The organism is Vibrio aquimaris (assembly GCF_009363415.1).
In the GTDB taxonomy this organism is placed as follows: Bacteria; Pseudomonadota; Gammaproteobacteria; order Enterobacterales; family Vibrionaceae; genus Vibrio; species Vibrio aquimaris.
Map to the genome: position 1 here is coordinate 776,193 of NZ_CP045350.1, position 25,501 is coordinate 801,693.

Annotated in this window: 20 protein-coding genes and 1 pseudogene; 5 read left to right on the top strand and 16 right to left on the bottom strand. The window is 43.1% G+C overall.

Features of this window, described 5'->3' with window-relative positions:
* From mrdA to leuS, 6 genes are all read right to left on the bottom strand, one after another.
* Positions 1 to 1,884 carry a penicillin-binding protein 2 gene (mrdA, locus tag FIV01_RS03575; protein ID WP_152429782.1) on the bottom strand — a complete coding sequence of 628 codons (1,884 nt, stop codon included), beginning with the start codon at positions 1,882 to 1,884 and terminating at the stop codon, positions 1 to 3.
* 7 nt (positions 1,885 to 1,891) lie between these two features.
* Positions 1,892 to 2,362: a 23S rRNA (pseudouridine(1915)-N(3))-methyltransferase RlmH gene (rlmH, locus tag FIV01_RS03580; RefSeq protein WP_152429783.1), complete on the bottom strand. Its 471-nt coding sequence runs from the start codon at positions 2,360 to 2,362 to the stop codon at positions 1,892 to 1,894.
* 2 nt (positions 2,363 to 2,364) lie between these two features.
* Positions 2,365 to 2,682 (bottom strand): ribosome silencing factor, encoded by a 318-nt coding sequence (gene rsfS, locus FIV01_RS03585; RefSeq protein ID WP_152429784.1) that lies wholly within the window; start codon positions 2,680 to 2,682, stop codon positions 2,365 to 2,367.
* Positions 2,683 to 2,736: 54 nt separating this feature from the next.
* A complete protein-coding gene (holA, locus tag FIV01_RS03590; RefSeq protein WP_152429785.1) occupies positions 2,737 to 3,750 on the bottom strand; it encodes a DNA polymerase III subunit delta in 1,014 nt (337 codons plus the stop codon).
* Positions 3,751 to 3,757: 7 nt separating this feature from the next.
* On the bottom strand, positions 3,758 to 4,351 hold the full coding sequence (locus FIV01_RS03595; RefSeq protein WP_152429786.1) for an LPS-assembly lipoprotein LptE: 594 nt from the start codon (positions 4,349 to 4,351) through the stop codon (positions 3,758 to 3,760).
* A gap of 110 nt (positions 4,352 to 4,461) precedes the next feature.
* On the bottom strand, positions 4,462 to 7,035 hold the full coding sequence (gene leuS / locus FIV01_RS03600) for a leucine--tRNA ligase (protein ID WP_152429787.1): 2,574 nt from the start codon (positions 7,033 to 7,035) through the stop codon (positions 4,462 to 4,464).
* Between the two features lie 129 nt (positions 7,036 to 7,164).
* Here leuS and FIV01_RS03605 point away from each other — a divergent pair, with 129 nt between their 5' ends.
* Positions 7,165 to 7,635 carry a zinc ribbon-containing protein gene (locus tag FIV01_RS03605; protein WP_152429788.1) on the top strand — a complete coding sequence of 157 codons (471 nt, stop codon included), beginning with the start codon at positions 7,165 to 7,167 and terminating at the stop codon, positions 7,633 to 7,635.
* 51 nt (positions 7,636 to 7,686) lie between these two features.
* Here the strand turns inward: FIV01_RS03605 and lnt are convergent, their stop codons facing one another.
* The 5 genes from lnt to miaB all read right to left on the bottom strand — a co-directional run bounded on the left by lnt (position 7,687) and on the right by miaB (position 13,312).
* Positions 7,687 to 9,195: an apolipoprotein N-acyltransferase gene (gene lnt, locus FIV01_RS03610; RefSeq protein WP_152429789.1), complete on the bottom strand. Its 1,509-nt coding sequence runs from the start codon at positions 9,193 to 9,195 to the stop codon at positions 7,687 to 7,689.
* A gap of 26 nt (positions 9,196 to 9,221) precedes the next feature.
* Positions 9,222 to 10,121 carry a CNNM family magnesium/cobalt transport protein CorC gene (gene corC, locus FIV01_RS03615; protein ID WP_152429790.1) on the bottom strand — a complete coding sequence of 300 codons (900 nt, stop codon included), beginning with the start codon at positions 10,119 to 10,121 and terminating at the stop codon, positions 9,222 to 9,224.
* A gap of 103 nt (positions 10,122 to 10,224) precedes the next feature.
* On the bottom strand, positions 10,225 to 10,689 hold the full coding sequence (gene ybeY, locus FIV01_RS03620) for an rRNA maturation RNase YbeY (RefSeq protein ID WP_152429791.1): 465 nt from the start codon (positions 10,687 to 10,689) through the stop codon (positions 10,225 to 10,227).
* Positions 10,686 to 11,783, bottom strand: coding sequence for a PhoH family protein (locus tag FIV01_RS03625; protein ID WP_152429792.1), 1,098 nt, complete (start codon positions 11,781 to 11,783; stop codon positions 10,686 to 10,688). The genes ybeY and FIV01_RS03625 overlap by 4 nt, the downstream gene beginning before the upstream one ends.
* Before the next feature lie 104 nt (positions 11,784 to 11,887).
* Positions 11,888 to 13,312, bottom strand: a complete 1,425-nt coding sequence (miaB, locus tag FIV01_RS03630) for a tRNA (N6-isopentenyl adenosine(37)-C2)-methylthiotransferase MiaB (protein WP_152429793.1) — start codon at positions 13,310 to 13,312, stop codon at positions 11,888 to 11,890.
* Positions 13,313 to 13,585: 273 nt separating this feature from the next.
* Here miaB and FIV01_RS03635 point away from each other — a divergent pair, with 273 nt between their 5' ends.
* Positions 13,586 to 14,740 (top strand): 2-octaprenyl-3-methyl-6-methoxy-1,4-benzoquinol hydroxylase, encoded by a 1,155-nt coding sequence (locus tag FIV01_RS03635; protein WP_152429794.1) that lies wholly within the window; start codon positions 13,586 to 13,588, stop codon positions 14,738 to 14,740.
* Between the two features lie 62 nt (positions 14,741 to 14,802).
* On the opposite strand, the gene crr is transcribed toward FIV01_RS03635, so the two are convergent.
* From crr to cysZ, 5 genes and pseudogenes are all read right to left on the bottom strand, one after another.
* Positions 14,803 to 15,312 (bottom strand): PTS glucose transporter subunit IIA, encoded by a 510-nt coding sequence (gene crr, locus FIV01_RS03640; protein WP_125320444.1) that lies wholly within the window; start codon positions 15,310 to 15,312, stop codon positions 14,803 to 14,805.
* A gap of 110 nt (positions 15,313 to 15,422) precedes the next feature.
* Positions 15,423 to 17,142: pseudogene (gene ptsI, locus FIV01_RS03645) on the bottom strand (phosphoenolpyruvate-protein phosphotransferase PtsI).
* 136 nt (positions 17,143 to 17,278) lie between these two features.
* Positions 17,279 to 17,536, bottom strand: coding sequence for an HPr family phosphocarrier protein (locus FIV01_RS03650; RefSeq protein ID WP_114786565.1), 258 nt, complete (start codon positions 17,534 to 17,536; stop codon positions 17,279 to 17,281).
* A 300-nt stretch (positions 17,537 to 17,836) separates the two neighbouring features.
* On the bottom strand, positions 17,837 to 18,805 hold the full coding sequence (gene cysK, locus FIV01_RS03655; protein WP_152429795.1) for a cysteine synthase A: 969 nt from the start codon (positions 18,803 to 18,805) through the stop codon (positions 17,837 to 17,839).
* Between the two features lie 294 nt (positions 18,806 to 19,099).
* Complete coding sequence (gene cysZ, locus FIV01_RS03660) at positions 19,100 to 19,837, bottom strand: sulfate transporter CysZ (protein ID WP_152429796.1); 738 nt, start codon at positions 19,835 to 19,837, stop codon at positions 19,100 to 19,102.
* Between the two features lie 211 nt (positions 19,838 to 20,048).
* Here cysZ and zipA point away from each other — a divergent pair, with 211 nt between their 5' ends.
* From zipA to FIV01_RS03675, 3 genes are all read left to right on the top strand, one after another.
* Positions 20,049 to 20,942 (top strand): cell division protein ZipA, encoded by an 894-nt coding sequence (gene zipA / locus FIV01_RS03665; RefSeq protein ID WP_152429797.1) that lies wholly within the window; start codon positions 20,049 to 20,051, stop codon positions 20,940 to 20,942.
* A 161-nt stretch (positions 20,943 to 21,103) separates the two neighbouring features.
* Complete coding sequence (gene ligA / locus FIV01_RS03670; protein ID WP_152429798.1) at positions 21,104 to 23,113, top strand: NAD-dependent DNA ligase LigA; 2,010 nt, start codon at positions 21,104 to 21,106, stop codon at positions 23,111 to 23,113.
* A gap of 593 nt (positions 23,114 to 23,706) precedes the next feature.
* Positions 23,707 to 25,107: an OprD family porin gene (locus FIV01_RS03675; protein ID WP_152429799.1), complete on the top strand. Its 1,401-nt coding sequence runs from the start codon at positions 23,707 to 23,709 to the stop codon at positions 25,105 to 25,107.
* The last annotated feature ends 394 nt before the right edge of the window (positions 25,108 to 25,501 follow it).

A 25,501-nucleotide genomic window follows, 5' to 3' on the forward strand; every position in this document is an offset into this window, starting at 1 on the left:
TTATTTTGCCTCTTCTTTTTCTTTGACTAACATTTTATCAAAGACTTTTCTTACCAGAGGGCCACCTTGTGATGAGCCTCCTCCAGCATTTTCTAGTACAACAGTGACAACCAATTTGGGTGAGTTGAGTGGTGCAAAACCAGTAAATAGAGCGTGGTCACGTAAGTGCTCAGCAATTTCGTCAGCATTGTATTCTTCATCTTCACCAAGGCCAAAAACTTGAGCAGTCCCTGACTTTCCACCGCTGACATAAGCTGTGTTATAAAATGCTCGACGAGCTGTGCCTTTTTTCCCATGATTAACTAGGCGCATACCGTCAATTGCTAAATCCCAAAAACGGTTTTTAACACCTGTAATGGGGGGGTAGGTTTCTACTTCGGTTAATATTTGATCTTCGAATGGTTGACCGTTATCTACGGTGCCTCTTAGCAAATGAGGAGGCATGACCTTGCCTCGATTAATCAATACTGAGGTCGCTTTGGCGATTTGCATTGGCGTCGCAGTCCAATATCCTTGCCCTATGCCAACAGGTATGGTGTCTCCTTGGTACCAAGGTACGCGGTGTCGTGCTAATTTCCACTCTTTGGTTGGCATGTTAGCTTTGCTTTCTTCATAGATATCAATGCCCGTTTTCTCTCCAAAGCCAAACATCATCATCCAGTTCGAGATGCGGTCAATACCCATATCGTAGGCGATTTGATAAAAAAAAGTGTCGACGGATTCTTCAATTGATTTGACTATGTTGACTTTTCCATGCCCCCAGCGTAACCAATCTCTAAAAGGTTTGGTTTTAGAATTGGGGATTTTCCAGTAGCCCGGATCGTTACGTGTGGTATAAGGAGTGATCACGCCTTCTTCAAGTGCTGCGACGGCCATTAAAGGCTTGATAGTAGATGCAGGCGGATAAATGCCTAAAGTGGCTCTATTCACCAATGGGCGATTTTTGTCGTTAAGTAAAGCGCTATAGGCTTTGGTAGAGATTCCATGTACAAAGGCATTCGGGTCATAACTAGGGCTGGAAACCATGGCTAAAACACCGTTATCATTGGGGTCAAGTACAACCACACTACCTCTGCGTTCAGAGATCAACTGGTGGATATAAAGCTGAAGGTCAATATCTAAATTGAGTACAACATCTTTCCCTGGTGCTGGCGGAATGTATTTGAGTGTGCGGATAATACGGCCGCGACTGTTGACTTCTACTTCTTGGTATCCAGCGGTGCCATGTAATAAGTCTTCGTAGTATCGCTCGATTCCGAGTTTGCCTATATCTCGTGTGGCTTGGTAATTACCCTCTTTACCTTCCCGACTCAGCCTTTTCATGTCTTTGTCGTTGATCCGAGACACATAACCAATGACATGGGTGAGTACTTCACCGTAGGGGTAATGCCTTTTAAGGTTTGCGTTTACTGTAACCCCAGGAAATTTGTGCTGATTGACAGAAAACTTGGCGACTTGGTCTTGGGTCAATTGTGTCAGAATCGGCACAGACTTAAATCGACGCGCATGACGTCGCTCTCGTTCAAAGCTTTCAACTTGCTCGGGAGTAATGTCGAGATATTTTCTTAGTCTTTCAATTGTCCTAGGCATGTCTTTAATTTTTTCTGGGATAATTTCCAAGCTGAAAACAGGGCGATTTTCCGCTAGTAATTTACCATTACGATCGTAAATTAATCCCCGATTAGGGGCGATAGGTACAATTTTAATCCGATTGTCGTTGGAGCGAGTTTTGTAATCTTGATATTGATTGATTTGAATGTTGTAGAGGTTGGCAACTAAGAGACCAACCATAGTGATGATTCCAATGAAAGCGATGATAGCACGACTTTTAAATAGTTTTGCTTCTGCTTGGTAGTCTCTAAACCGGGTGCGCTTTCGTAACATTGGCTACTTATTCTCGGTGATATGGGTGATTGGCGGTTATGCTCCAGGCTCTGTATAGGCTTTCTGCCATAATTATTCTTACTAACGGATGTGGCAGTGTTAGTGCAGACAGCGACCAGCTTTGGTCTGCGGCAGCTTTGCAGGCAGGAGCAAGACCTTCAGGCCCGCCAATAAGGATAGAAACGTCTCGGCCATCGAGTTTCCAACTCTCTAGTTGTTGGGCTAATTGTGGTGTGTCCCACTTTTTACCAGGAATATCTAGTGTAATAATGCGATTGCCTTTCGGTACTGAAGCTAGCATAGCTTCGCCCTCTTTTTGCAAAATCCTTGCAATATCAGCATTCTTTCCCCGTTTTCCTGCAGGAATTTCAACTAGCTCCAACGGCATATCATGAGGAAAACGACGTTTATACTCTAAAAAGCCATCTTCAACCCACTTGGGCATTTTAGTGCCAACTGCAATCAGTTGTAGCTTCATTTTTAGCCCCAAAGCTTCTCTAGTTGATAAAGCTCACGCTTTTCCTCTTGCATGACATGCACTATCGTACTGCCCATATCGAGCACCACCCATTCTCCTTCGACATCACCATTAACGCCAAGTGGTTCAATACCTGCACTCTTTGATTCTTTCGCTACGTGTTCCGCTATTGAGTTTACATGACGCTTTGAAGTTCCAGTACAAATAATCATGTAGTCGGTAATCGATGACTTCCCTTTGACATTTAAGGTCTGTATTTGTTGCGCTTTCATATCATCGGCTTTGTCGACCAGAAAATTATTCAGTTCTTCAAGTTGCAAGGTGTTGTCCTTTTTTGTATTGTTCAATCAAAGCGGGGAAGTATATCACGCTTTTTATAGCTCAACCTGTGGTAGGCATATCTCAGCACTTAATTGGTGTAATAATGGCCAACAGGATGTCTCATATTGAGTTTTAGAGATTATTTCTGCTTTGGCAATTAACTGTATTAATCGCATTATTTTATTTTTTGATAGCCGATTTAAGGCGCTTGAATATAAAGGTCGTTTCGACTGCCAAATTTTGTGAGATTCGAATATTGCACCTATTGGTTGAAGTGACATTTTACTTTGCATAGTCAAGAGCAAAGTCATCTCTTTTTGAATGGTTCTCAGAAGTATCGTTGGCTCAATATCTTCCGCTTGTAATTGGAGAAGGATCCGCTGGCTACGTTTCGCTTTGCCCATAAGTAGAGCATCGGCCCATTGGAAAGCATTATAATGGTTACTTCGGCTAAGAGACTCTTCCAATCTGACTAAGTTTAGTTGTCCATCAGGGTAGATAAGAGCTAGCTTTTCTAAGCTCTGTACTAATGCAAACAGATTACCTTCATGCCACTGAGCTAGCAGCTGAATAGCTTCGGAGTCAGGCTGCAGTTTCATTTTTCTGCATCGTCCCTGCACAAATTGTGGCAGTCTGCTGATATCAGGAGAAAGGCAGTTGACCCAGCACCCTTTGGTCGACAATGCTTTAAACCATTTGGCATTTTCTTGTGCCTTGGTCAGCTTACTGCCTATGAGGACCAAAACGATATCATTATGTAGAATATCAGACAGGTTTAATAACCCATTGGAAATACTTGTATTTATGCCACTTTCAGGTAACTCTAACTCAATTAATTGGCGTGATGAGAATAAGCTCATGCTTTGACAGCACTGATAGAGTAACTCCCAATCGAAGCTTGCATCAATAGCAAATCGGTGGCGCTCTTCAAAACCTTGATGGTAGGCCACTTCTTGGATTGATTGACGTGACTCTTGTAACAGCAGAGGCTCATTGCCAAACAGCAGATAAACGGATTGAAGTTGTTTATTTAGTTGTTCGGTAAGCCTCTCAGCGAAAATACGCATAACGTGATTACTCTGTACTTTCTATCTCTTGAGAGTTGCCATTAACTTGCTCATCAAATGAATTAAGCTCTTCTTGTGTTAAAACGTGCCCAGCTTTTATGTCAGAACGTAAACGAGCCATTTGGCGAATGATCTGGTCAGTAGCAAATTGGCGCATTTCGTCTTCGATCATGTCTCTTTCAACCGATTTTGCCAGTGCAGTTAATGGGTTTTCTAAGTAACTGCGGCTTACGCTAGTCGAGAAGGTTTTATCACCTACATCAGGGATAGTGACTCTATATGTAGCAGTAAAAGTGAGTTCTTTTTCTGCTGCGGTTGTATTTTGGTAAAGGGATAAGTTTCTCTCTCGTAAGCCTTCACCGACGATATGCAGGTTGGGAACATCTTCTGAGGGCGGAACGACATTGACTTCATTAACGCGTAATTGTGATTTCATCATGCGAGTGAAAGTGCTGTACTGATCGTAACTGGTGAGTGAGAGTGTCCCGAGCTCCTCTGGGATTGAATAATCTCCCCTAAGGTGAAAGCCACAGGCTGACAATAAACTTGCGCTAAGGATAACGCTGACAATTTTTATAAAAGATACTGGAGCTAGGCGCATTGGTGAAACTTTCTCAGTTAGTGGAATACTTATCTTAATCTACTCAGTGAATATATTAAGATAAGTAAAGCAGAGTAAGGTATTTACTCTGCTTAAAGTTAGATTTCAGATTAGTTTGCTACTATGTTCAATAGCTTACCTGGAACATAAATTATTTTACGTATGGTATGGCCTTGCGTGAATTTAGTAACATTCTCATCGTCAAGAGCAAGCTTTTCAATATCTTCTTTCGCTATGTCTGCGGGTACCGTAAGTTTCGCGCGTAGCTTACCATTGACCTGAACAATAATAAGTTTTTCGTCTTCAACTAATGCCTTATCATCGTGTTTTGGCCAGACAGCGTTATCGATGTCAGACTCACCTAAAGCGGTCCACAGTTCGAATGAGATATGTGGAGTGATAGGGTACAGCATCACTACAACCGCTTTAAGAGCCTCATCAAGAATAGCGCGATCTTGCTCAGACTCCTGAGATGCTTTCGCTAGTTTATTCATTAACTCCATGATGGCTGCAATTGCCGTATTGAAGGTTTGACGGCGAGCAATATCATCTGTGACTTTAGCAATCGTTTTATGTACATCACGGCGCAGAGACTTTTGGTCACCAGATAGAGCCTGTGTATCAAGAGGTTGAGAGTGTCCTTGTGATGCATGCTCATTGACCAGCTTCCAGATGCGTTTTAGGAAACGGTTAGCCCCTTCTACACCTGACTCTTGCCATTCCAATGTCATATCTGCAGGAGATGCGAACATCATGAACAAGCGCACTGTGTCTGCACCATATTTATCGACCATTTCTTGCGGGTCTATACCGTTGTTCTTTGACTTAGACATTTTAATCATGCCTGAGTGAGCAACATCACGATCTTGGTTGTCTTTGGCTGAAGTGATACGGCCTTTACCATCGCGCTCTACTGTTACATCGGTTGGTGCAACCCACTCTTTACCACCTTTGTCATTTTCAAAATAGAATGCATCGGCAAGAACCATTCCCTGACAAAGTAACTGTTTGAATGGCTCATCAGAGCTAACGTAGCCTGCGTCTCGTAATAGCTTGTGGAAGAAACGAGAATATAAAAGGTGCATACAAGCGTGTTCAATGCCGCCAATATATTGGTCAACAGGTAGCCAGTAATTCGCTTTCTCTGGGTCTAGAATATCATCCGCTTGTGGTGAGCAATAACGAGCATAGTACCAAGATGACTCCATGAAAGTATCGAAAGTATCGGTTTCTCTAAGCGCTGGTTGGCCGTTGAACGTGGTCTTGGCCCATTCTTTATCTGCCTTAATCGGGCTTGTGACACCATCCATCACCACATCTTCAGGCAGAATAACAGGTAATTGTTCTACGGCAACCGGGTGCACTTCACCGTCTTCCGTGGTCACCATCGGAATTGGTGCTCCCCAATAACGCTGACGTGATACGCCCCAGTCACGTAGACGGAAGTTGACAGTTTTATGACCTTTCTCTTCTTGTTCTAACTTCTCAGCGATGGCATTAAATGCCGCTTTGAACTCAAGTCCATCAAACTCGCCTGAATCGAACAGCACGCCTTTCTCAGTGTAGGCTTCTTCTGAAATATTTAGTTCGCTGCCGTCAGCAGGCTTGATGACAGGAATAATATCTAAGCCATATTTAGTTGCAAACTCATAGTCACGTTGGTCGTGTGCAGGTACTGCCATTACAGCGCCTGTGCCGTAGTCCATTAGAACAAAGTTGGCGACGTAAATTGGGACTTCTCGGCCATTTAACGGATGAATTGCGGTCAGGCCTGTAGCCATTCCCTTTTTCTCCATTGTCGCAAGTTCTGCTTCTGCAACTTTATTGTTCTTACATTCTTCAATAAAATCGGCAAGTTCAGGGTTAGTTTCTGCTGCTGCAGTTGCAAGAGGGTGCCCTGCGGCAATGCCCACATAAGTCACACCCATCAAAGTATCAGGGCGAGTTGTGTATACTTCGAGATCAGCTTGACCTTCTACTTCAAACTTAAGCTCAACCCCTTCAGAACGGCCTATCCAATTGCGTTGCATTGTTTTGACCATTTCAGGCCAGCCATCTAGGTTGTCTAGATCATCGAGAAGCTCTTGTGCATATTCAGTGATTTTAATAAACCATTGAGGAATTTCTTTTTGTTCTACTGGGGTATCACAGCGCCAGCAGCAACCATCTTCGACTTGTTCATTGGCGAGAACGGTTTGATCATTTGGACACCAGTTTACTGAAGATGTTTTTTTATAGACCAAGCCTTTGTCATATAGTTTGGTGAAAAACTCTTGTTCCCAACGGTAGTATTCAGGTGTGCAAGTGGCGAATTCGCGACTCCAGTCGTAGCCAAAACCCAGTAGCTTTAGCTGGTTCTTCATGTACTCGATATTTTCATACGTCCAAGGTGCAGGAGCAGTGTTATTTTTAACTGCTGCATTTTCTGCAGGAAGTCCGAAAGCATCCCAACCGATTGGCTGCATGACGTTTTTGCCTTGCAAGCGTTGGAAGCGAGAGACCACATCACCGATAGTATAGTTCCGTACGTGGCCCATATGCAGTCGACCGCTAGGGTAAGGGAACATAGAGAGACAGTAGAATTTTTCTTTGTTTGGGTTTTCGCTTACAACAAAGGTTTTGTTGTCATCCCAGTGCTTTTGAACTTTTTGTTCAATGTCTTGTGGATTGTATTGCTCTTGCATCGATGATATCCGGTTATCTTGGAAATTGTGAGTTCAGTTCGAACAGACATAAATAGATCGTCATAGAATACCTAAAGGAGAGGAGCACAACAATAGCTTACTCTGTTCAATTGTTAGAAGGAGGCCACTATGTCTAAAAGCAAATCGGTTTATGAGGAAATGTTTGAGGATGTGGTCGAGGTGCTCAAGCATAGTCCTGATGAGATTAATCGGGTATTAGAAACCTCAGAAAAGCTTGTTGAAGCGGCTAACGACATGACCAAAGATGAGCTCGCTCTGGTGTCTGCCTATGTGAAATCAGATTTAAAGGAATTTGCAGAAAGCTTTGAAGAGTCAAAAGCTGGGCCATTTTATTTGATGATTGCAGATTCAATATGGCAGGGGTTACTGGATATTACTGATAAAACGAAAGTTGAATGGGTTGAATTGCTCGATGATTTGGAACACCAAGGCTTATACCAAGTAGGTGAAGTGATAGGTTTAGGTGTGCTAGTCTGCGATGAGTGTGGGCATAAAACTCAATATAATCACCCAACAGTTGTTATTCCTTGTATAAAATGCGGCTGTAAAGGCTTTAGCCGCCAGACATTAAAACCATAGTTCTATAATCGTTGCCAAGGGCTAAGTGATTACTTAGCCCTTGTGTTTGCTCTAGTCTTTGAGTCGCCAGCCTACAATTAGACTGAATAATACCCAAATATAGAGTGGCCATGTGCCAAATTTATGGAAAGGAGTCCGCCCCTCTGTAGAGGTGACCTCGGTTCGCAGGACATGAGTTTCAAACTGAGGGATCTGAGCGATCACTTTTCCTCGATAGTCGGTCACTGCGGTCACGCCGTTATTTGTGGAGCGAATCACTGGCTTACCTAACTCGAGTGCACGCATACGTGCAATCTCCATATGCTGTAGTGGTCCAATCGATTTTCCAAACCAAGCATCATTAGATAGCGTCAGAATGAAATCCGTGTCCTCGGTTACGTTTCGACGGACTTGTTCATTAAATATGATTTCGTAACAAAGAGCAGGAGCCATATGGCGGCCATTTGCCACTATGTTGGTTTGGATAAAATCGCCGCGGCTAAATGATGACATTGGTAAGTTAAATAGCGGAGCTAATGGCCTTAAGATACTTTCAAAGGGGACAAACTCGCCAAATGGCAATAGGTGATGTTTGTGATACCTCTGGTCCATATTGAGGCTATAGTCACCATAATTGGTTTGACCTAATGTCAGGATGCTATTGAAGTATCTGCCATTTTTATCTTGGTTGAGGACACCAGTCACTATGGCACTACTATTTAACTTACCAGCTGAATCTAGGTTGCTTAAATAGGATGGTATCTCCAACTCAAAAGCAGGAATCGCGGCCTCAGGCCAGATAACGACATCGGCATCCCAATTTTCTCTAGTAAGGTCAGTGTACTTCATTATGGTTGGCCAGCGCTGCTTGGGCAGCCATTTTTTCGCTTGATCTACATTACCTTGGATTAGAGCCAGTTTAGTGGAACTTTCTGGGTTAGGTATCACCCAGTGAGCGGAATTTAGGCCGTAACCAGTAAACAAAATAGTGGCTGGAATGAGTATGTTCATCCATTTCTTACTGACCATTGCGTAGGCTATTGAACCAGCAGAGATGATGAGCAACAGAGTAATAAGTTCTACGCCGCTGATGGGAGCGAAATTACCCAACGGGCTATCTATTTGGCTATACCCTAGCCATAGCCACGGAAAGCCAGTCATCACCCATCCTCTTAGCCAATCACAGCATAACCATATAGCAGGAGCGGCGAGAAGAAAACGAACTCGATTGTGACGGCCAAAATAGCGGTTTAATGCCCAGGTGAAGAGACCGGAATAGACTGCAAGATAGCCGATTAGCAGCGACATAAGAAATACGCTGGCAATTTTAGGCATGCCGCCAAACTTATCAATACTAATATGTACCCAACTTATTCCAGTGGCAAACTGGCCGATTCCCCATGCATATCCAGTCCAAAGTGCAGCGCGGCTGGATTGGTTGTGGATTAAAATCAGTAAAAGTGCGGGGCTGATAATCGCAATTGGCCACAGTTGGTAAGGAGCAAAAGCAAGTGTCGTAAGAGCGCCAACAAAAACGGCCGCGAGCGGCCGTTTGAGGCGATGAAAAAGTCTTTTTATCATCGTTATACTATCTAATCGAGTTTGGGTTACTCTTCTGCTGGCTCAGGAAGAGGTTCTTCATCGGGTATGGTCACCTGCAGCTGTAAAACGCGTCGGTTGTCTGCTGAGGTTACTTTGAAGCTGTATTTCTCAATTTCGACCACCTCACCACGTGAAGGCAAATGACCGAACGCTGTCATCACTAAGCCACCGACCGTATCGACTTCCTCATCACTAAATGAGGTGTTGAAGGTTTCATTGAATTCTTCAATAGTAGTTAATGCTTTGACAGCATAGGTGTGTTTACTCAGCTTGCGAATATCCAACTCTTCTTCATCGTCAAATTCATCTTCAATATCGCCGACAATTTCTTCAAGAATATCTTCAATAGTTACAAGGCCAGAAACACCACCGAATTCATCTACCACAATTGACATATGGTATCGTTCTTCGCGGAACTCTTTAAGCAGCCGGTCAACCCGTTTACTTTCTGGAACCACTACTGCAGGGCGAATGACTTGTTCGATATCAAAAGGAGCGCAGTCTGAGCCTAAATACTTAAGTAAGTCCTTCGCTAGGAGTATGCCTTCAACATGATCTTTGTCTTCACTAATGACAGGATAGCGGGAGTGCTGAGCATCGGTAATTAAGTGAACGAGTGCGTCAAGGTCGTCACTACGATCAACGGTTACCATTTGTGAGCGAGGGATCATGATGTCGCGCACGCGCATCTCGGCTATTTCCATAACGCCTTCGAGCATGTCTCTAGTATCATGGTCTATCAGATCATTTTCTTCTGAGTCTCGAAAGACTTCTACCAGCTCTTGGCGGTCTTTCGGATCTCCTTGAAATAGTTGGCCAAGGCGTCCAAAGAAGGACTTTCTACTCGGACCTTCAGATTTCTCTTTCTTACCTTCTGGAGAAGAGGGCGAATTGTCTTCGTTCATTTTTTCTCATTTAAGTCACGCTATCAGATGTGTGATAGCACACATTAGTAGAGCTTAATATTAAAATGTAACCAACTGAATGTTTGTTACACCAATCTAGCTGCTACTCTTTTTCTGCAAGATATGGGTCATCAAAGCCCATAGATTGCATTATCTCTGTCTCGAGAGATTCCATTTCTTCAGCTTCTTCATCCTCGATATGATCATAACCTAGCAGATGCAGGCTGCCATGTACAACCATATGAGCCCAGTGAGCCATTAATGGCTTGGACTGCTCCTTGGCTTCTTGTTCCACCACCTGTTTACAGATGACAAGATCGCCAAGAAGATCCATTTCTATTCCTATTGGAGCTTCAAAAGGAAAAGACAAAACATTGGTTGGTTTGTCTTTTCCACGATACTCACGGTTGAGTTGATGGCTTTCACTGTCATCCACAATTCTCACCGTTACTTCGGCCTGCGATTGAAATTTATCGACAGTGGATGTTAACCAAAGGAGAATATCTTCAAAGCTGGGTAAACCTGTTTCTTCCTTGACTGCAATTTGAAGATCAAGTTCTATGCTCATGATGGTTTTATCTCTGATGATGGTGTTTGCTGAGATGATCCGGCTTCCTGAAATTTAGCCTCGCGCTCTTCTCTACGCCGTTTCTCGTACTCTTTACGCTCTTTTTGGTCTTGTGCTTCCCACTTCTCATAGGCGTTAACGATACGAGCAACGACAGGATGGCGAACGACATCATCTGATAGAAAGAAGTTAAAGCTGATCTCATCGACTTCATTGAGAACCTCAATGGCATGACGTAGCCCTGATTTTGCTCCGCGAGGCAGGTCGATTTGTGTTACATCACCTGTGATGACAGCTCGCGAGTTAAAGCCGATACGGGTGAGGAACATTTTCATCTGTTCCACTGTGGTGTTTTGGCTTTCATCAAGAATGATGAAGGCATCATTAAGTGTGCGACCTCGCATATAAGCTAGAGGAGCTACTTCAATCACGTTACGCTCGATGAGCTTTTCAACCTTCTCAAAACCAAGCATTTCAAATAGAGCGTCATAAAGAGGGCGCAAGTATGGGTCCACTTTTTGACTTAAATCTCCAGGTAAAAAGCCAAGCTTTTCTCCCGCTTCGACTGCAGGGCGGGTTAGCAAAATACGTCTAATTTCTTGGCGTTCCAGGGCATCCACGGCAGCTGCAACCGCTAGGTAAGTTTTACCAGTCCCCGCTGGCCCAATACCAAAGGAAATGTCATGAGTCACCATATTGACTAGATATTGTGCCTGATTTGGAGTACGTGGTTTTATGACACCTTTTTTGGTTTTGATGAAGACTTCCTTGCCATATTCGATATCAGGCTGACTGTCTTGTTCAAGAACCCCGGTTTCTTTGATGGCGAGGTGGATTTGTTCAGGTTCTATGTCTGGGATATTGCCTTTTATTGGCGCTGTGCCTACGTAGAGCGTTTTTATAATGTTCAGAGCTGCAGCTGATGTATGGGGCTTACCCACTATGGTAAAAAAGTTGCCTCGGTAGCTGATTTCTATGCCTAAACGGCGCTCTAAGTGTTTGATATTGTCATCGAAGGGGCCGCAAAGGCTAGCAAGACGGCGATTATCAGAAGGTTCCAGATTGATTTCTAGAGTTACAATTTTATTGCTCAAAGTTGCCTCTCATGTTTGCCATTAGCAGAGTCCGATTTCGACCGGACTCTCATGGCGCTGTATTCCTCTATCTAAGATGGTCACTTAGATAACTATTTTCAAGGTTACGGAGTAAAGGTTGCTACTCCGAGTTCATCTTCGCGCTTTGTTCTCGCCATCATTTGAGTGGGAGAAATGACGGTTCTCAGGTCCATGTCATTCTCTGTACGAATAATTTCGCCACGCAGTGAGTTAGCAAACACGTCAGTGATCTTGACGTCCACAAATTGGCCAATAAGCTCTGCGTTACCCTCAAAATTCACCACACGGTTATTCTCTGTACGTGCGCGAAGCTCCATTAGATTCTTTTTAGACGGCCCTTCAACGAGAACTCGCTGTTCTGTGCCAAGCATTAAACGAGAGTAACGCATTGCTTGGGCATTGATTGTTTGCTGCAACTCATACAGGCGATCTTTTTTGGTCTGTTCTGATAGATCACATGGATAATCAGCAGCAGGCGTCCCCGGGCGAGGAGAGAATATGAAACTAAAACTCATGTCAAAGTCGACGTCTTTAATCAGCTTCATTGTCGCCTGATGATCCATATCAGACTCACCAGGGAAACCAACAATAAAGTCAGAACTTATCTGAATATCAGGTCGAGCTTTGCGTAATTTACGTATAATGGACTTGTATTCAATGCCTGTGTGTGGACGCTTCATCATAGTCAAGATGCGATCGCTGCCGCTTTGCACCGGAAGGTGTAAGAAGCTAACCAGTTCAGGTGTATCTTCGTAAACAGCGATAATATCGTCTGTAAACTCGAGAGGATGGCTTGTTGTAAAGCGAATACGGTCAATACCATCAATCGATGCGACAAGACGAAGGAGCTCTGCGAAAGAGCACACATCACCTTCGTGTGTCAAACCACGGTAGGCGTTCACATTTTGGCCGAGTAGGTTAACTTCTCTTACACCTTGGTCGGCTAGTTGTGCAATTTCAAATAGCACATCATCGAGTGGACGACTGACTTCTTCTCCCCGAGTGTAAGGAACTACACAGTACGTGCAGTACTTAGAGCACCCTTCCATAATGGAAACGAATGCGGTTGCTCCTTCAGCACGAGGCTCTGGCAAGCGATCAAACTTTTCAATTTCAGGGAATGAGATATCCATAACAGGAGCATCATCATTTTGAGACTGCTTGATCATTTCAGGCAGGCGATGCAAGGTTTGAGGGCCGAAAATTACATCCACAAAGGGAGCGCGCTCACGAATATGATCACCTTCCTGAGTGGCGACACATCCGCCAACACCAATCACAACACCTTGCTTTTTATCCTTGAGCGTTTTCCAACGACCCAATTGGTGGAAAACTTTTTCTTGCGCTTTTTCACGGATAGAGCAGGTATTGAGGAGTAATACATCTGCTTCTTCTGGTTCTTCTGTCAACTCATAACCATTGGTTGCATTCAGTAGATCGGCCATCTTTGATGAATCGTACTCATTCATCTGGCAGCCCCAGGTTTTAATTAGCAGTTTTTTACTCATGTTGTTCGCTCGATCGTTAGTTTAAATTAAGGGAGCAAATCGCCCAGTGTTGAACAGTATCGCCATTGTATTTAATTGGCTATATTTTAGCCTATGCTACGGCGTTAAGCCGCGTATTGTACTGGTTTAGAAACCTACTGACTAGAGGCACGAATAAAATCGTTTAATGGCCATGTTTTATAAGGGGTTTGACCATATCCAAGTTAAGGTTTTTGGTTACATTTGGATGGTGAAAAAGTACAATGAAAGACTCGAACAATAGAAGTGTAAATTATGACCAAGTTTGATGTTGCCGTTGTTGGTGGTGGAATGGTAGGTGCTGCTGTCGCTGTTGGTTTTGCCAAGCAAGGCAGAAATGTAGTGGTCATTGAAGGGTATGCTCCCACCCCCTTTATATCAGATCAGCCCATGGATATTAGGGTTTCGGCTATCTCGCAACACTCAGTCTCTATTCTTGATAAACTTGGTGCATGGAGAAGCATTGCAGACAAACGAGTCTGCCCTTATCGCCGTTTAGAAACTTGGGAAAACCCTCAATGCCGCACCCGATTTCATTCAGACTTACTTGGAATCGACCAGCTTGGTTATATTGTTGAAAATCGAGTTATTCAACTCTCTCTTTGGGAGCAGTTTTCGCATTATTCCAATATCACAGTCCATTGCCCTGATAAGCTAGCTGAGATCGATTTTAGTCAACCTTGTACCCTCACTTTAGAATCTGGAGAAACCTTTTGTGCAGACCTAGTGGTTGGTGCTGATGGGGCCAATTCACAAGTACGTTCGTTAGCTAGTATTGGCGTTACCGCATGGGACTATCGTCAACATTGTATGCTTATCAATGTTGAAACCCAAAAACCTCAACAAGATATTACTTGGCAGCAGTTTACTCCGTCAGGCCCTCGCTCTTTCCTACCTTTGTGTGGTAACCAAGGCTCTTTGGTATGGTATGACTCTCCCAAGCGTATCAAGCAGCTGTGTTCCATGACCAATGAGCAGTTACGGCAAGAGGTATTAGCTTATTTCCCAGCAGAGTTAGGCGATATTAAAGTATTACAATTTGGTTCGTTTCCGCTAACTAGGAGCCACGCTCAGTCATATTCAGCATCTGGGTGCGTGTTAGTTGGCGACTCCGCACACACGATCAACCCGCTAGCTGGGCAGGGTGTTAATATCGGTTTTAAAGATGTTGAAGCTTTGCTGGAGGTCACTTGTGGGCAGGACTTACACTCTCAACAAGCTCTAAAGCGTTACGAGCGAAAACGGCGCCCAGATAACCTAGCTATGCAGTCAGGTATGGATCTTTTCTACAAGACATTTAGTAATGATTTAGGGTTAGTGAAATTTGCGAGAAATGCGGCATTGAAAATAGCCGACAATGCCGGACCGATAAAAAAACAAGTTCTGCGCTATGCTTTAGGTCTAAATTAAACCCAGTTAACCATAAAAAAACGCAGCAAGCTTGCTGCGTTTCGATAATGGTACACGCTTAGTTATTTAGTAACACGTAGAACAGGTGTTTCACCTACTGAAACCGTACCAGACAGTTTGTTAAGTTCTTTGATCTCATCCATGTTAGAGATAACTACAGGCGTTAATGTTGATTTGGCTTTTTCTTCAAGAAGAGCAAGATCAAACTCAATGATAGTATCGCCAGCTTTTACGGTTTGGCCTTCTTCAGCGATACGTTTAAATCCTTCACCTTTTAGTTCAACAGTATCGATACCGAAGTGAACGAAAAGCTCAACACCTTCGTCTGACTCAATTGAGAAAGCGTGATTAGTTTCGAAAATTTTACCTATAGTACCGTTAACAGGAGCTACCATTTTCGTGCCTGCAGGTTTGATAGCGATACCATCTCCGACGATTTTTTCAGCGAAAACAACATCTGGTACATCTTCAATGTTTACAATTTCACCAGATAGAGGCGCAATGATTTCAATTGCATCTGCGTCAGCGCTGTCGTCAGATACTAGCTTCTTAAGTTTGTCAAACAGACCCATTGTGTCATGCTCCTAAGGTTTTGTGTTCAATTCTGTCGAATTATAGTATACCAATCTAGGAAGATAGACGACTATTTTTAGTCGACTATTGTATTGGTATCAGTTAATTGTTACGACTTATCTGCAATAAATTTTTCTACAGTGGCTTCAATTTCGGCTGCAGTTGGTAGAGAAAGTGCTTTTTCAGCCATCTCTTTTACTTCGCTAAAGTTGGAGTTGCGTATTACTTTCTTCACTTTAGGGATAGAGATACCACTCATAGAAAATTCATCCAGTCCCATACCTAGAAGTAATAAGGTGGCGCGTTCATCACCAGCCAGTTCACCACACATACCTGTCCATTTTCCTTCTGCATGTGACGCATCAATAACCTGTTTGATCACGTTTAGCACTGCAGGTGACAATGGGTTGTACAAGTGAGAAATCATTTCGTTACCACGATCGACTGCCAAAGTATATTGAGTTAGGTCATTGGTGCCGATAGAGAAGAAAGCCACTTCTTTTGCTAAGTGATGAGCAATAGCGGCGGCAGCTGGTGTTTCAACCATTACGCCGATTTCAATGTTTTCGTCGAAAGCATGTCCTTCAGTGCGAAGCTCTGCTTGGTATTCTTCGATCGCTTTTTTAAGTTCACGTATTTCTTCTACAGAGATGATCATAGGGAACATGATGCGCAGTTTACCGTGTGCGGAAGCACGCAGAATACCACGTAATTGGTCACGTAAAATTTCACGGCGATCTAAGCTGATACGCACTGCTCGCCAACCAAGGAATGGGTTCATTTCCTGTGGCAGATCCATATAGGGGAGGTCTTTATCACCACCTATGTCCATAGTCCGAATAATGACCGCTTCGCCATTCATAGCTTCAGCTACTTCTTTGTACGCTTGGTATTGCTCTTCTTCGGTTGGAAGAGCATCACGGTCCATAAATAAGAATTCAGTACGGTAAAGGCCTACCCCTTCTCCGCCGTTGCGCAAAACACCGTCACAGTCTTTTACTGTGCCTATGTTGCCGCAAACCTCAACGCGGTGACCATCTAAGGTTTCTGCGTGTAGGTCTTTAAGCTTTGCAAGTTCTTCTTTTTCAGCGATGAAAGCGCTTTTTACTGCTTTTGCTTCTTCAAGCTCTTTATCTGATGGGTTGATAATGATTTTATTTCATCGCATCAAGGATCAGAGTATCGCCGTTTTGAACTTTCTTAGTGATATCGTTAGTACCAACGATTGCCGGTAACTCAAGAGAACGGGCCATGATAGACGTGTGTGAAGTGCGCCCGCCAATATCACAAGCGAAGCCCAGGACATAATCTAGGTTTATTTGTGCCGTTTCTGAAGGAGTAAGATCATAAGCAACCAAAATAACTTCTTGGTCTATATCGCTTAAAGATACGATGTTAATACCTAGTGCATTTTTTACAAAACGGGAACCAATATCGCGAATGTCGGTTGCACGCTCTTTTAGATACTCATCGTCGAGTGATTCAAGTGCAGTGGCTTGTTCTTCGATAACAGTATGAATAGCGTTATCAGCATGCATTTTATCTTTTTTGATGAGAGTAAGGATTTCCTCTTCTAGCTCTTCATCTTCAAGAAGCATTATATGACCTTCAAAGATCGCTTCTTTTTCTTCACCAAATGTTTCCAGCGCCTTCTGCTTAATAGTCTCAAGCTGAGCCGTTGATTTGTCACGTGCTTCAAAGAAACGTGCGACCTCTGTGTCGACTTGCGCATCAGTGATAGAGTTGGTGTTTAGGACAATTTCATCTTCTTGGAGGAGTAATGCTTTACCAATAGCAATACCGGGAGATGCTAGGATGCCTGAAATCATAGCCTTACCTTAAATTGGTCAACTTAAAAACGGGAGAAAATGGGTGTGCTAACGATAATTTTTAGCTTATGTTTGGGTTTATTTCCAACAAAGCCATTTCGTTTTCACAAAATGGCGTTAGAAATGCGAGACCGGATTAGTGCAGTTGGTCCATCAGAGCAACAAGGTGATCAACCGCTTCTTGAGCTTGAGGGCCTTCTGCTGAGATAGTCACTTGAGTTCCTTTAACTAGACCTAGTGTTTGTAGTTTAAATAGGCTCTTGGCACTTGCACTTTTACCGTTAGAAGTCACTGTAATATCCGCATCAAAGCCTTTGGCTTCTTTAACGAATTGTGCAGCTGGGCGAGTGTGAAGGCCGTTCTCTGCGGTGATTTCTACTTGCTTCTCGTACATGTTATATACCCCAAATTGATTTATATTTTGATAGATTCTTAATCAGGTCCAGCTTAACCTCTAAATGAATGTTGTGACAAATACACGATACCCATTTAGTGGCATATTTTAACCTAATTGCAAATTTTTCAGATATGATTCCGATCTAGGCCGGATTTCATAACCGATGCTAATTCTGGCTTCTTTTTTATTTTGAAGCTTAAAATAAAACTGCCCCGATATTACCAAAGGTGAGTCAGGGATCAACAAAAAAGCCCCTCAAAGGGGCTTTTTTCGAAGAAAAATTGATTTCATCACATATTATTGATGATTCTCTTTCTCCGTGAAGAGACCTGCGAACAGTGCAGTGCTCAAGTAGCGCTCGCCTGAGCTTGGCAGCACGGTTACAATGGTTTTTCCTTTGAATTCAGGTAGCTCTGCTATTCTGTTAGCTGCTACGACAGCGGCACCTGAAGAAATACCAGCCAAAATACCTTCTTCTTCCATTAGACGCCTAGCCATCTCGATCGCTTCGTCGGACGTAACAGGTTCGACTCGGTCAATAAGCTCTAAATCTAGGTTGCCAGGAATAAACCCAGCGCCGATTCCTTGAATTTTGTGTGGGGCAGGCTGAATTTCTTCGCCAGCAAGCGCCTGAGCGATGACTGGAGATTCTGCAGGCTCTACTGCTACTGAAACAATGTTCTTACCTTTCTTTCCTTTGATATATCGGCTGGTCCCTGTGATTGTACCGCCCGTGCCTACGCCAGCAATAAAGACATCGATTTCGCCATCAGTTGCGTCCCAGATTTCAGGTCCTGTTGTCTTTTCATGTATTTCTGGGTTAGCAGGGTTACTGAATTGTTGGAGTAGCAAATACTTTTCTGGATTATCAGCAACAATTTCTTCCGCTTTTGCGATAGCACCTTTCATGCCTTTAGCTGCCTCGGTTAGCTCAAGGTTAGCACCTAAAGCCTTGAGCAGCTTACGACGTTCAAGACTCATGGACTCAGGCATAGTTAGGGTTAGTTTGTACCCTCGAGCTGCTGCTACGAATGCCAATGAGATGCCGGTATTACCACTGGTGGGTTCGACAAGTTCTATACCGGGCTTTAGCCTACCTTCTTTTTCAGCTTCCCAAATCATGTTGGCGCCGATGCGGCATTTAACGCTAAAGCTTGGGTTTCGAGCTTCTATTTTTGCTAGAACCTTACCTTGACTCACCTTATTGAGTCGAACCAAAGGTGTATTCCCTATGGTAAGAGAGTTATCTTCGTAGATTTTGCTCATATCATGATCCTTGGGTTGTTGAGCGCCTATGGTCTGTCTGGAGTAGAGACCTTGGACGACAGGTATGGGCCTTGAGAAACCCTGCATGGGTAGAAGAGTAGGCCAGTGATAAAACCTAGAGAAGGATTAAAAAGTTATAAGTTATTAGAATGAGAACAAGAGCATGTTATTAAAATTGAGTTGATGGTCTCCAGAACTAAGTATGATAGGCAAGGTCAACTAACGGCTTTCGCATTTGTTTTAGATGACCTTGCGTAGTTCTGTCAGCAGATTAAACGCAGATAACTCATCAATTTATCGTTTGAACTCTGAGACCCAGATAGCCGTTGCACCACATACGGCAACAGGCATAACAATGAGGTTTAAAATTGGGATGGTGGTGAAGATAGAAACGAGTCCTCCAAAGCTATATGCTTTGGCCTGTTTTTGTTTCAAATCATTACGCATATCGTTAAAGCCGATTTTATGGTTGTCAAATGGGTAATCGCAATACTGAATCGCAAGCATCCAAGCGGAAAAGGCAAACCAAACAATAGGACCAATTGTCTGTCCTAAACCAGGAATGAGTAACAAAATGAAAAGACCAATCGCTTTGGGCAATACATAGATAAGTTTGCGCCATTCTCTAGCCAAAACTCTTGGCGTATCTTTTAATACTGCGAGCATATTGTCATCGTTGACTTTCTTTCCTGTTAGGTGCTCTTCCACTTTTTCTGCCAATAATCCGTTAAAAGGAGCAGCAACAAAATTAGCTAATGTGCTAAAAAAATAAGAAAAAGTGGCGAGAATGGTTAAGACTAATAGTGGCCACAGTATATAGGTTAGCCAAGAAAGAAAGCTTGGTAGTTGTCCTATAAAGTGTTCTATCCAAGTATCTAAATGTGAGAAGAGGTAGAATAGGGCTCCCCCTACCAGCAGAACGTTTGCGAGTAAGGGAAGAATGACAAATTGGCGGATCCCCGGAGTAACGGCAAGCTGTAAGCCATAGAAAAAGTAACCGAAGCCGGAACGATGTCGTGTTATTGGATTCATAAGCCTTGACTAAGTAGTGAGGTAAAATTGAACGCTTTTTATCTTAACAAAGAAAAAAGCGTGGTCAAAATCACAACATTGTATGAACTTCTCACATTAAGCTGTTCTAAAACAGGTGAGAGTTTTGGTAAAGTTGTAGTAAGAGAAGGTTTAACATGGTTCGATAAGTTTGTTTACGGACTCAACGTATCGATTAATTTGAGAGTGGAACATGCAGGAATTGCGATTTGTACTCATAATCGTCGGAGCGATAGCGATTGCCGCGCTGTTGTTTCACGGCTTATGGACAAGCAAAAAAGAAGTTAAAGCTAAGTTTGGTAGCAAGCCACTTCGTAAGTTAGATGTAGATAAAAACCAAGCGATTGAGCCAAACATAGAACCAGAACAAGCCGTTGCGCCGGAAGATGATTTTGAAATTATTCGAAAGGTACGAAAAGAACCGGCCTTTGTGCCGGACAATATCATCGCCGATCCATTGATTGACGGTTATCCTGAGTCAAATACTGAGCAGTCTCTTGTTTCTGCTTCTCAAGATAATGAGTCTGCGGTTGATGATCCATTGATGTCTGGCACTTCGCGGCAGGGTAGTGAGCCTTTTCGTGCTAATTCTCAGAATCATGCTGGCGTTAACGACGCTGAGAGTGTTGCAAGTTCCCAGGCGGAGGAGCCAGCCCCACAGCAGGACATGGAAGTTATAGTGCTCAATGTTCACTGCGCTGGGTCTGAGCCGCTGGTTGGCACTAAGTTATTTGATAGCATGCAGCAAAACGGTCTACTTTATGGTGAGATGGACATCTTCCATCGTCACTCTGACCTTTCTGGTACAGGAAAAGTGTTGTTTAGTGTTGCTAACATGATGCAACCGGGTACGCTTGCCCACTCGGATCCGGCTGAGTTTAATACTAAGGGCATTTCATTTTTTATGACTTTACCTTGTTATGGCGATCCAGAACAAAACTTTAAGTTAATGCTTAAAACTGCGCAGCAAATTGCCGATGATCTTGGAGCGAATGTACTCGATGATGGTCGTAATTTAATGACGCCAAATCGTTTGGATGCGTATCGAGCTCAGATCCAGGAATTTAAGACTTTACAAAGTGCCTGAAGAATAGAATATGTCATCAAGGCTCCGAATGTCGGAGCCTTTCTTTTTCGTGTTTTGGTGAGTTTTTAAATAATTTGATCCTAAAAACAGCCTAAACTCAGTTTATTTTTAATCCGTCAGGCATGAATGGCCTAGCTATCAATTTTTAAACAGAGTGAATTATGCCTCTAGATATTCAAGAACAGCTCAATCAATTGCGCGAAACCTTACACTACCATGGTGTGAAATACTACGTTGAAGACAGTCCTGAAATACCAGACTCAGAATATGATCGCCTGATGCGTGAGTTATTAGAGCTTGAGGCTAAGCACCCTCATTTGATGAGTCTTGATTCCCCCAGCCAACGAGTTGGAGGACAGCCACTTGATGGTTTTCAATCGGTAAGACATGAGATAGCCATGTTGTCTCTGGACAATGCGTTTGACGATGATGAGCTTGATGCTTTTTATAAGCGTATGCTAGATCGTCTCTCTGTCACGGAGTTGGCGCAGTTTTGTTGCGAACCTAAACTGGACGGGTTAGCTGTTAGTCTCTTATATGAGGGGGGTGTTTTGGTCCAAGCTGCGACTCGTGGCGATGGCACAACCGGAGAAAACATTACAGAGAATGTCCGCACCATAAAATCTATCCCACTTAAACTAAATGGTGACGGCTGGCCACCTCGCATCGAAGTTCGAGGTGAAGTGTTTATGCCAAAGATTGGCTTTGAGCAACTTAATCAAAACGCCCTTAAAAAAGGGGAAAAAGTATTTGTTAACCCTCGCAATGCTGCTGCTGGCAGCTTGCGCCAGCTTGACTCCCGAATAACAGCAACACGGCCTTTGAGCTTTTATGCATACAGTGTGGGGGTAGCAGAAGGTGGTGTATTATCACAAAGTCATTACCAACGTTTTGTGCAACTAAAAAGCTGGGGGCTGCCTATGTGCCCGGAAACTCGTCAAGTATCGACTCTTTCAGAAGTTAAAGATTATTATCTAGACATCTTGACGCGCAGAGATGAATTGGCCTATGAAATAGATGGTGTTGTTATCAAGGTTGATGATATTGCTGTGCAAGAGCAATTAGGCTTTGTTGCCAGAGCTCCTCGCTGGGCTATTGCTTATAAGTTTCCAGCTCAAGAGGAAATCACCGTTCTTAATGATGTTGAATTTCAGGTAGGTCGAACTGGCGCTATTACTCCAGTGGCTAAGCTAGAGCCTGTCTTTGTTGGTGGTGTTACCGTTAGTAACGCAACTTTGCACAATGCCGATGAAATTGCCCGTCTAAAAGTTAAAATTGGAGATAGCGTTATTGTGCGACGAGCGGGGGATGTGATCCCGCAAATTGTGTCCTATATCCAAGACCGCCGCCCAGCAGATGCAGAAGAAATCGTCTTCCCTAGTCAATGCCCCGTTTGTCATTCTCAAATTGAGCGCCTTGAAGGTGAAGCCGTGGCAAGATGTTCCGGTGGCTTATTCTGTCAAGCACAAAGAAAAGAAGCGTTAAAGCACTTTGTATCGCGTAAGGCTCTGGATGTGGACGGATTGGGAGAAAAGGTGATAGAGCAGCTTGTAGATAGGGAGATGGTAGAAACGCCTGCAGATCTATTTAAATTGTCTGCCGGTATGATTACCGTTTTAGACAGAATGGGGCCCAAGTCGGCACAAAATGTGGTTGATGCTTTGAACAAGGCGAAATCAACCACGCTGGCTCGTTTCCTATATTCTCTTGGAATTCGTGAGGTGGGGGAAGCAACAGCAGTAAACCTAGCGCAGCACTTTAAAACTCTCGATAAAATAAAAGCGGCAACTTATGAGCAATTGATTGAGGTGCCTGACATAGGAGGCATTGTTGCCAATCATATCATTGCTTTCTTTGCTCAAGAGAAGAATCAACTGGTAATAGATGACTTGTGCGCTCAAGGCGTGACTTGGCCTGATGTCGAAGAGCCTAAACATGATATCCCCCAGCCCCTTATGGGCAAGACGGTTGTGTTGACAGGATCCTTGTCTCAGCTATCACGAAATGATGCCAAGGCGGCCTTACAAAATCTGGGTGCTAAAGTGACAGGAAGTGTGAGTAAGAAAACGGACATTCTCTTTGCTGGAGAAAACGCTGGCTCAAAGCTCGCGAAAGCACAGGAATTGGGCGTTGAGATAAAAACAGAGCAAGATCTTGTTGATTTAATATAAATAGAGTTTGTGTATCCTTCTCGGTGCTTTGTCGACATTGTATACGTGAGTTCTACGTCTTATCTATATACTAATATATTAATTATTTGGGATGGATATCTCAAATAATACCTAACGTCTATTTAAAGCCATCTCACACGAGATGGTTTTTTTTTGATGAAAATTATTGATGCTTTTATTTTTTATTAAAAAGAAAATAATGCAGTGATCTAAATCTAATTACTAATAAAGTCGGAATAATAATGGTTCTTATGAGATCTTAATCCCAATCATAAAATTGTCTTTTGATTGTAAGTATTTGTTTGTTAATGATTAAAAATTAAACTTGATATTTTTATATAAAATATTTGAGTAAAGTCACTCTGTGGATAAAAATTTGGAGCTGGTCATGTTTCTTTATTTAAAGACCAAGTTCTAATTGATATTTTTCGTTGCGAAGTTAGTCTTGATCGTGGATACACTGAGTTTATATATCAGTGATAAGTCAAAAATGAGTTATTTTTGCTTTTAAAACATAATGAAATAGTCCTCCCTTCGGCGGCCAACTTAAGGTGAGGATACAAAACAGCTATATCCATTTTTAGGAGTTTTTCATGGACAGATTGTTCAAATTATCATCCATTGCATTAGCAGTACTTGCTAGTGCCAGCCCTGCCTTGGCATCAACAGAAAGCTCTGCTGGTGATCAGTATGTTGAAGCCGTTGATGAATTTATGCAAGACTCAGCGCTTAATGCATTATTTGTTGTTGATACACGTTCGAGAACACGCACAACGGGTAAGCCTGGAGGATCAAATGGTGATCGTTGGAGCCGATTAAATTATTCAGCCTACAATGCGATATTGGACTTTTCTTCTGGCTATCATGAGGGATGGCTTGGTGCTGATTTGGCCGGGTATTATTCCGGTGACCTTTATAATGAGAGTTTGAAAGGGGATGACGGCTACCTCTGTAATGAAATATCGACGTGTTCAAACCTTGATTGGGGAGCGGGCGAAGGTGAACAACTCAAGATCTACAAAGCGGCACTGAAATTTAAATCTGGTGAAGATTTTAACGCTCGATTTGGTATGTTGCAGTCTGGAGGTAATGGAACTGTCGGTAATGTTTGGAGTTTTGTTCCAGGGACTTATCGAGGGTTTGAACTCAATGGCAAAGTGGGTGAGTTTAACCTCAGCTATTTTGGCGCAGATCAATTTACCGCGCCATGGCTACTTAGTGAGGATGATTATGCTCCGGCACTCTGGTCTGATACATCTTGGAGTTATCTTCACTCACTGGGCCTCAACGGACAACTCACTGAAAGCTTATACTTCCAGGTGGGGGTTGGCCAAGCAAAAGGGGTTATTTATGCTGATACAGTAGACTGGAATGCAAATCAGGTGACAAGCTACACGGATAAAAATGACAACACATCCTACAAAGCCTATCTAAAGTACCAACATAGCAAGAATACAACCCTTGCCGCTGACTTTTATGGTGTCAATGACGATGTCAAATATGATGGCTTAGGCTATCACGTAGGTCTCTCGTTACAACAATCCTTTGGGCAATTTTCCTGGATGTCTGAGCTGCGCTACACAGACACAGATAATCGAGCCGATTTTGTGCCACGCACTATCCATACTTATGGAATGACTAATGGTACTTGGTCTCAGTATTGGGATGCGCTCTCCGATTGGAATAAAGCAGGAGAGATTGCTTGGTATAACCGCTTGTCTTACGATCAGGGTAATGGCTGGAATTATTATCTAGGTCTTGGCTATGGTACTGGATCCGACTCTTCTGCCAGCGGGGCATCAGGTGATTGGGATTATGAGAGTGAATATGCAATGAATGCCACGATTTCTTATTCGCTTCAGAGTGGTTCTCTAAAAGGTACGACGATTCGATTACATGGCACAGTGCTTGAGCGTGATGAGTATTCAGGTGCGAATGATGCCGATGAAACAGATTTGCGTTTCCAAGTACTTATTCCTTATAGCTTTATGTAATTTGTGAGGAGCCACCAAGCTCCTCTAACTCTATCTTCTTAAAGTGGTTTGCCGTTGAAGATTTTGCAATACAAGGGAGGTAAGGCTTGGGTTTGACCTTTTTTAAGCTCACATTTTATCTCAGGAGATAGTGTACTGCCTCCTTGGTTTCCACTCGCGTGCAGGTTAAATGAGATTATAGTTAAAACAGGCAATAACAGTGTTAGCTTCGCTTTCATTCTTGTCCTCGCTCCATAGTCGAGTGTCGGGTGAGTTAGGTTTTAACGTAACGGCTGATTTTGATAACCATGTAAATATAGAGCTTACATAATGAGTGTTACATGGGTTATGTAGTGATAAGTATGAAAGTGAAAGGGTGAATATCAAGGTAAAGGGTAATTTTAGATAGAAAATT

Excerpts from the sequence above, each read along its gene's own strand:
- mrdA (WP_152429782.1), bottom strand. The coding sequence starts at position 1,884 with ATGTTACGAAAGCGCACCCGGTTTAGAGACTACCAAGCAGAAGCAAAA.
- rlmH (WP_152429783.1), bottom strand. The coding sequence starts at position 2,362 with ATGAAGCTACAACTGATTGCAGTTGGCACTAAAATGCCCAAGTGGGTT.
- holA (WP_152429785.1), bottom strand. The coding sequence starts at position 3,750 with ATGCGTATTTTCGCTGAGAGGCTTACCGAACAACTAAATAAACAACTT.
- FIV01_RS03595 (WP_152429786.1), bottom strand. The coding sequence starts at position 4,351 with ATGCGCCTAGCTCCAGTATCTTTTATAAAAATTGTCAGCGTTATCCTT.
- leuS (WP_152429787.1), bottom strand. The coding sequence starts at position 7,035 with ATGCAAGAGCAATACAATCCACAAGACATTGAACAAAAAGTTCAAAAG.
- FIV01_RS03605 (WP_152429788.1), top strand. The coding sequence starts at position 7,165 with ATGTCTAAAAGCAAATCGGTTTATGAGGAAATGTTTGAGGATGTGGTC.
- lnt (WP_152429789.1), bottom strand. The coding sequence starts at position 9,195 with ATGATAAAAAGACTTTTTCATCGCCTCAAACGGCCGCTCGCGGCCGTT.
- corC (WP_152429790.1), bottom strand. The coding sequence starts at position 10,121 with ATGAACGAAGACAATTCGCCCTCTTCTCCAGAAGGTAAGAAAGAGAAA.
- ybeY (WP_152429791.1), bottom strand. The coding sequence starts at position 10,689 with ATGAGCATAGAACTTGATCTTCAAATTGCAGTCAAGGAAGAAACAGGT.
- miaB (WP_152429793.1), bottom strand. The coding sequence starts at position 13,312 with ATGAGTAAAAAACTGCTAATTAAAACCTGGGGCTGCCAGATGAATGAG.
- FIV01_RS03635 (WP_152429794.1), top strand. The coding sequence starts at position 13,586 with ATGACCAAGTTTGATGTTGCCGTTGTTGGTGGTGGAATGGTAGGTGCT.
- crr (WP_125320444.1), bottom strand. The coding sequence starts at position 15,312 with ATGGGTCTGTTTGACAAACTTAAGAAGCTAGTATCTGACGACAGCGCT.
- FIV01_RS03650 (WP_114786565.1), bottom strand. The coding sequence starts at position 17,536 with ATGTACGAGAAGCAAGTAGAAATCACCGCAGAGAACGGCCTTCACACT.
- cysK (WP_152429795.1), bottom strand. The coding sequence starts at position 18,805 with ATGAGCAAAATCTACGAAGATAACTCTCTTACCATAGGGAATACACCT.
- cysZ (WP_152429796.1), bottom strand. The coding sequence starts at position 19,837 with ATGAATCCAATAACACGACATCGTTCCGGCTTCGGTTACTTTTTCTAT.
- zipA (WP_152429797.1), top strand. The coding sequence starts at position 20,049 with ATGCAGGAATTGCGATTTGTACTCATAATCGTCGGAGCGATAGCGATT.
- ligA (WP_152429798.1), top strand. The coding sequence starts at position 21,104 with ATGCCTCTAGATATTCAAGAACAGCTCAATCAATTGCGCGAAACCTTA.
- FIV01_RS03675 (WP_152429799.1), top strand. The coding sequence starts at position 23,707 with ATGGACAGATTGTTCAAATTATCATCCATTGCATTAGCAGTACTTGCT.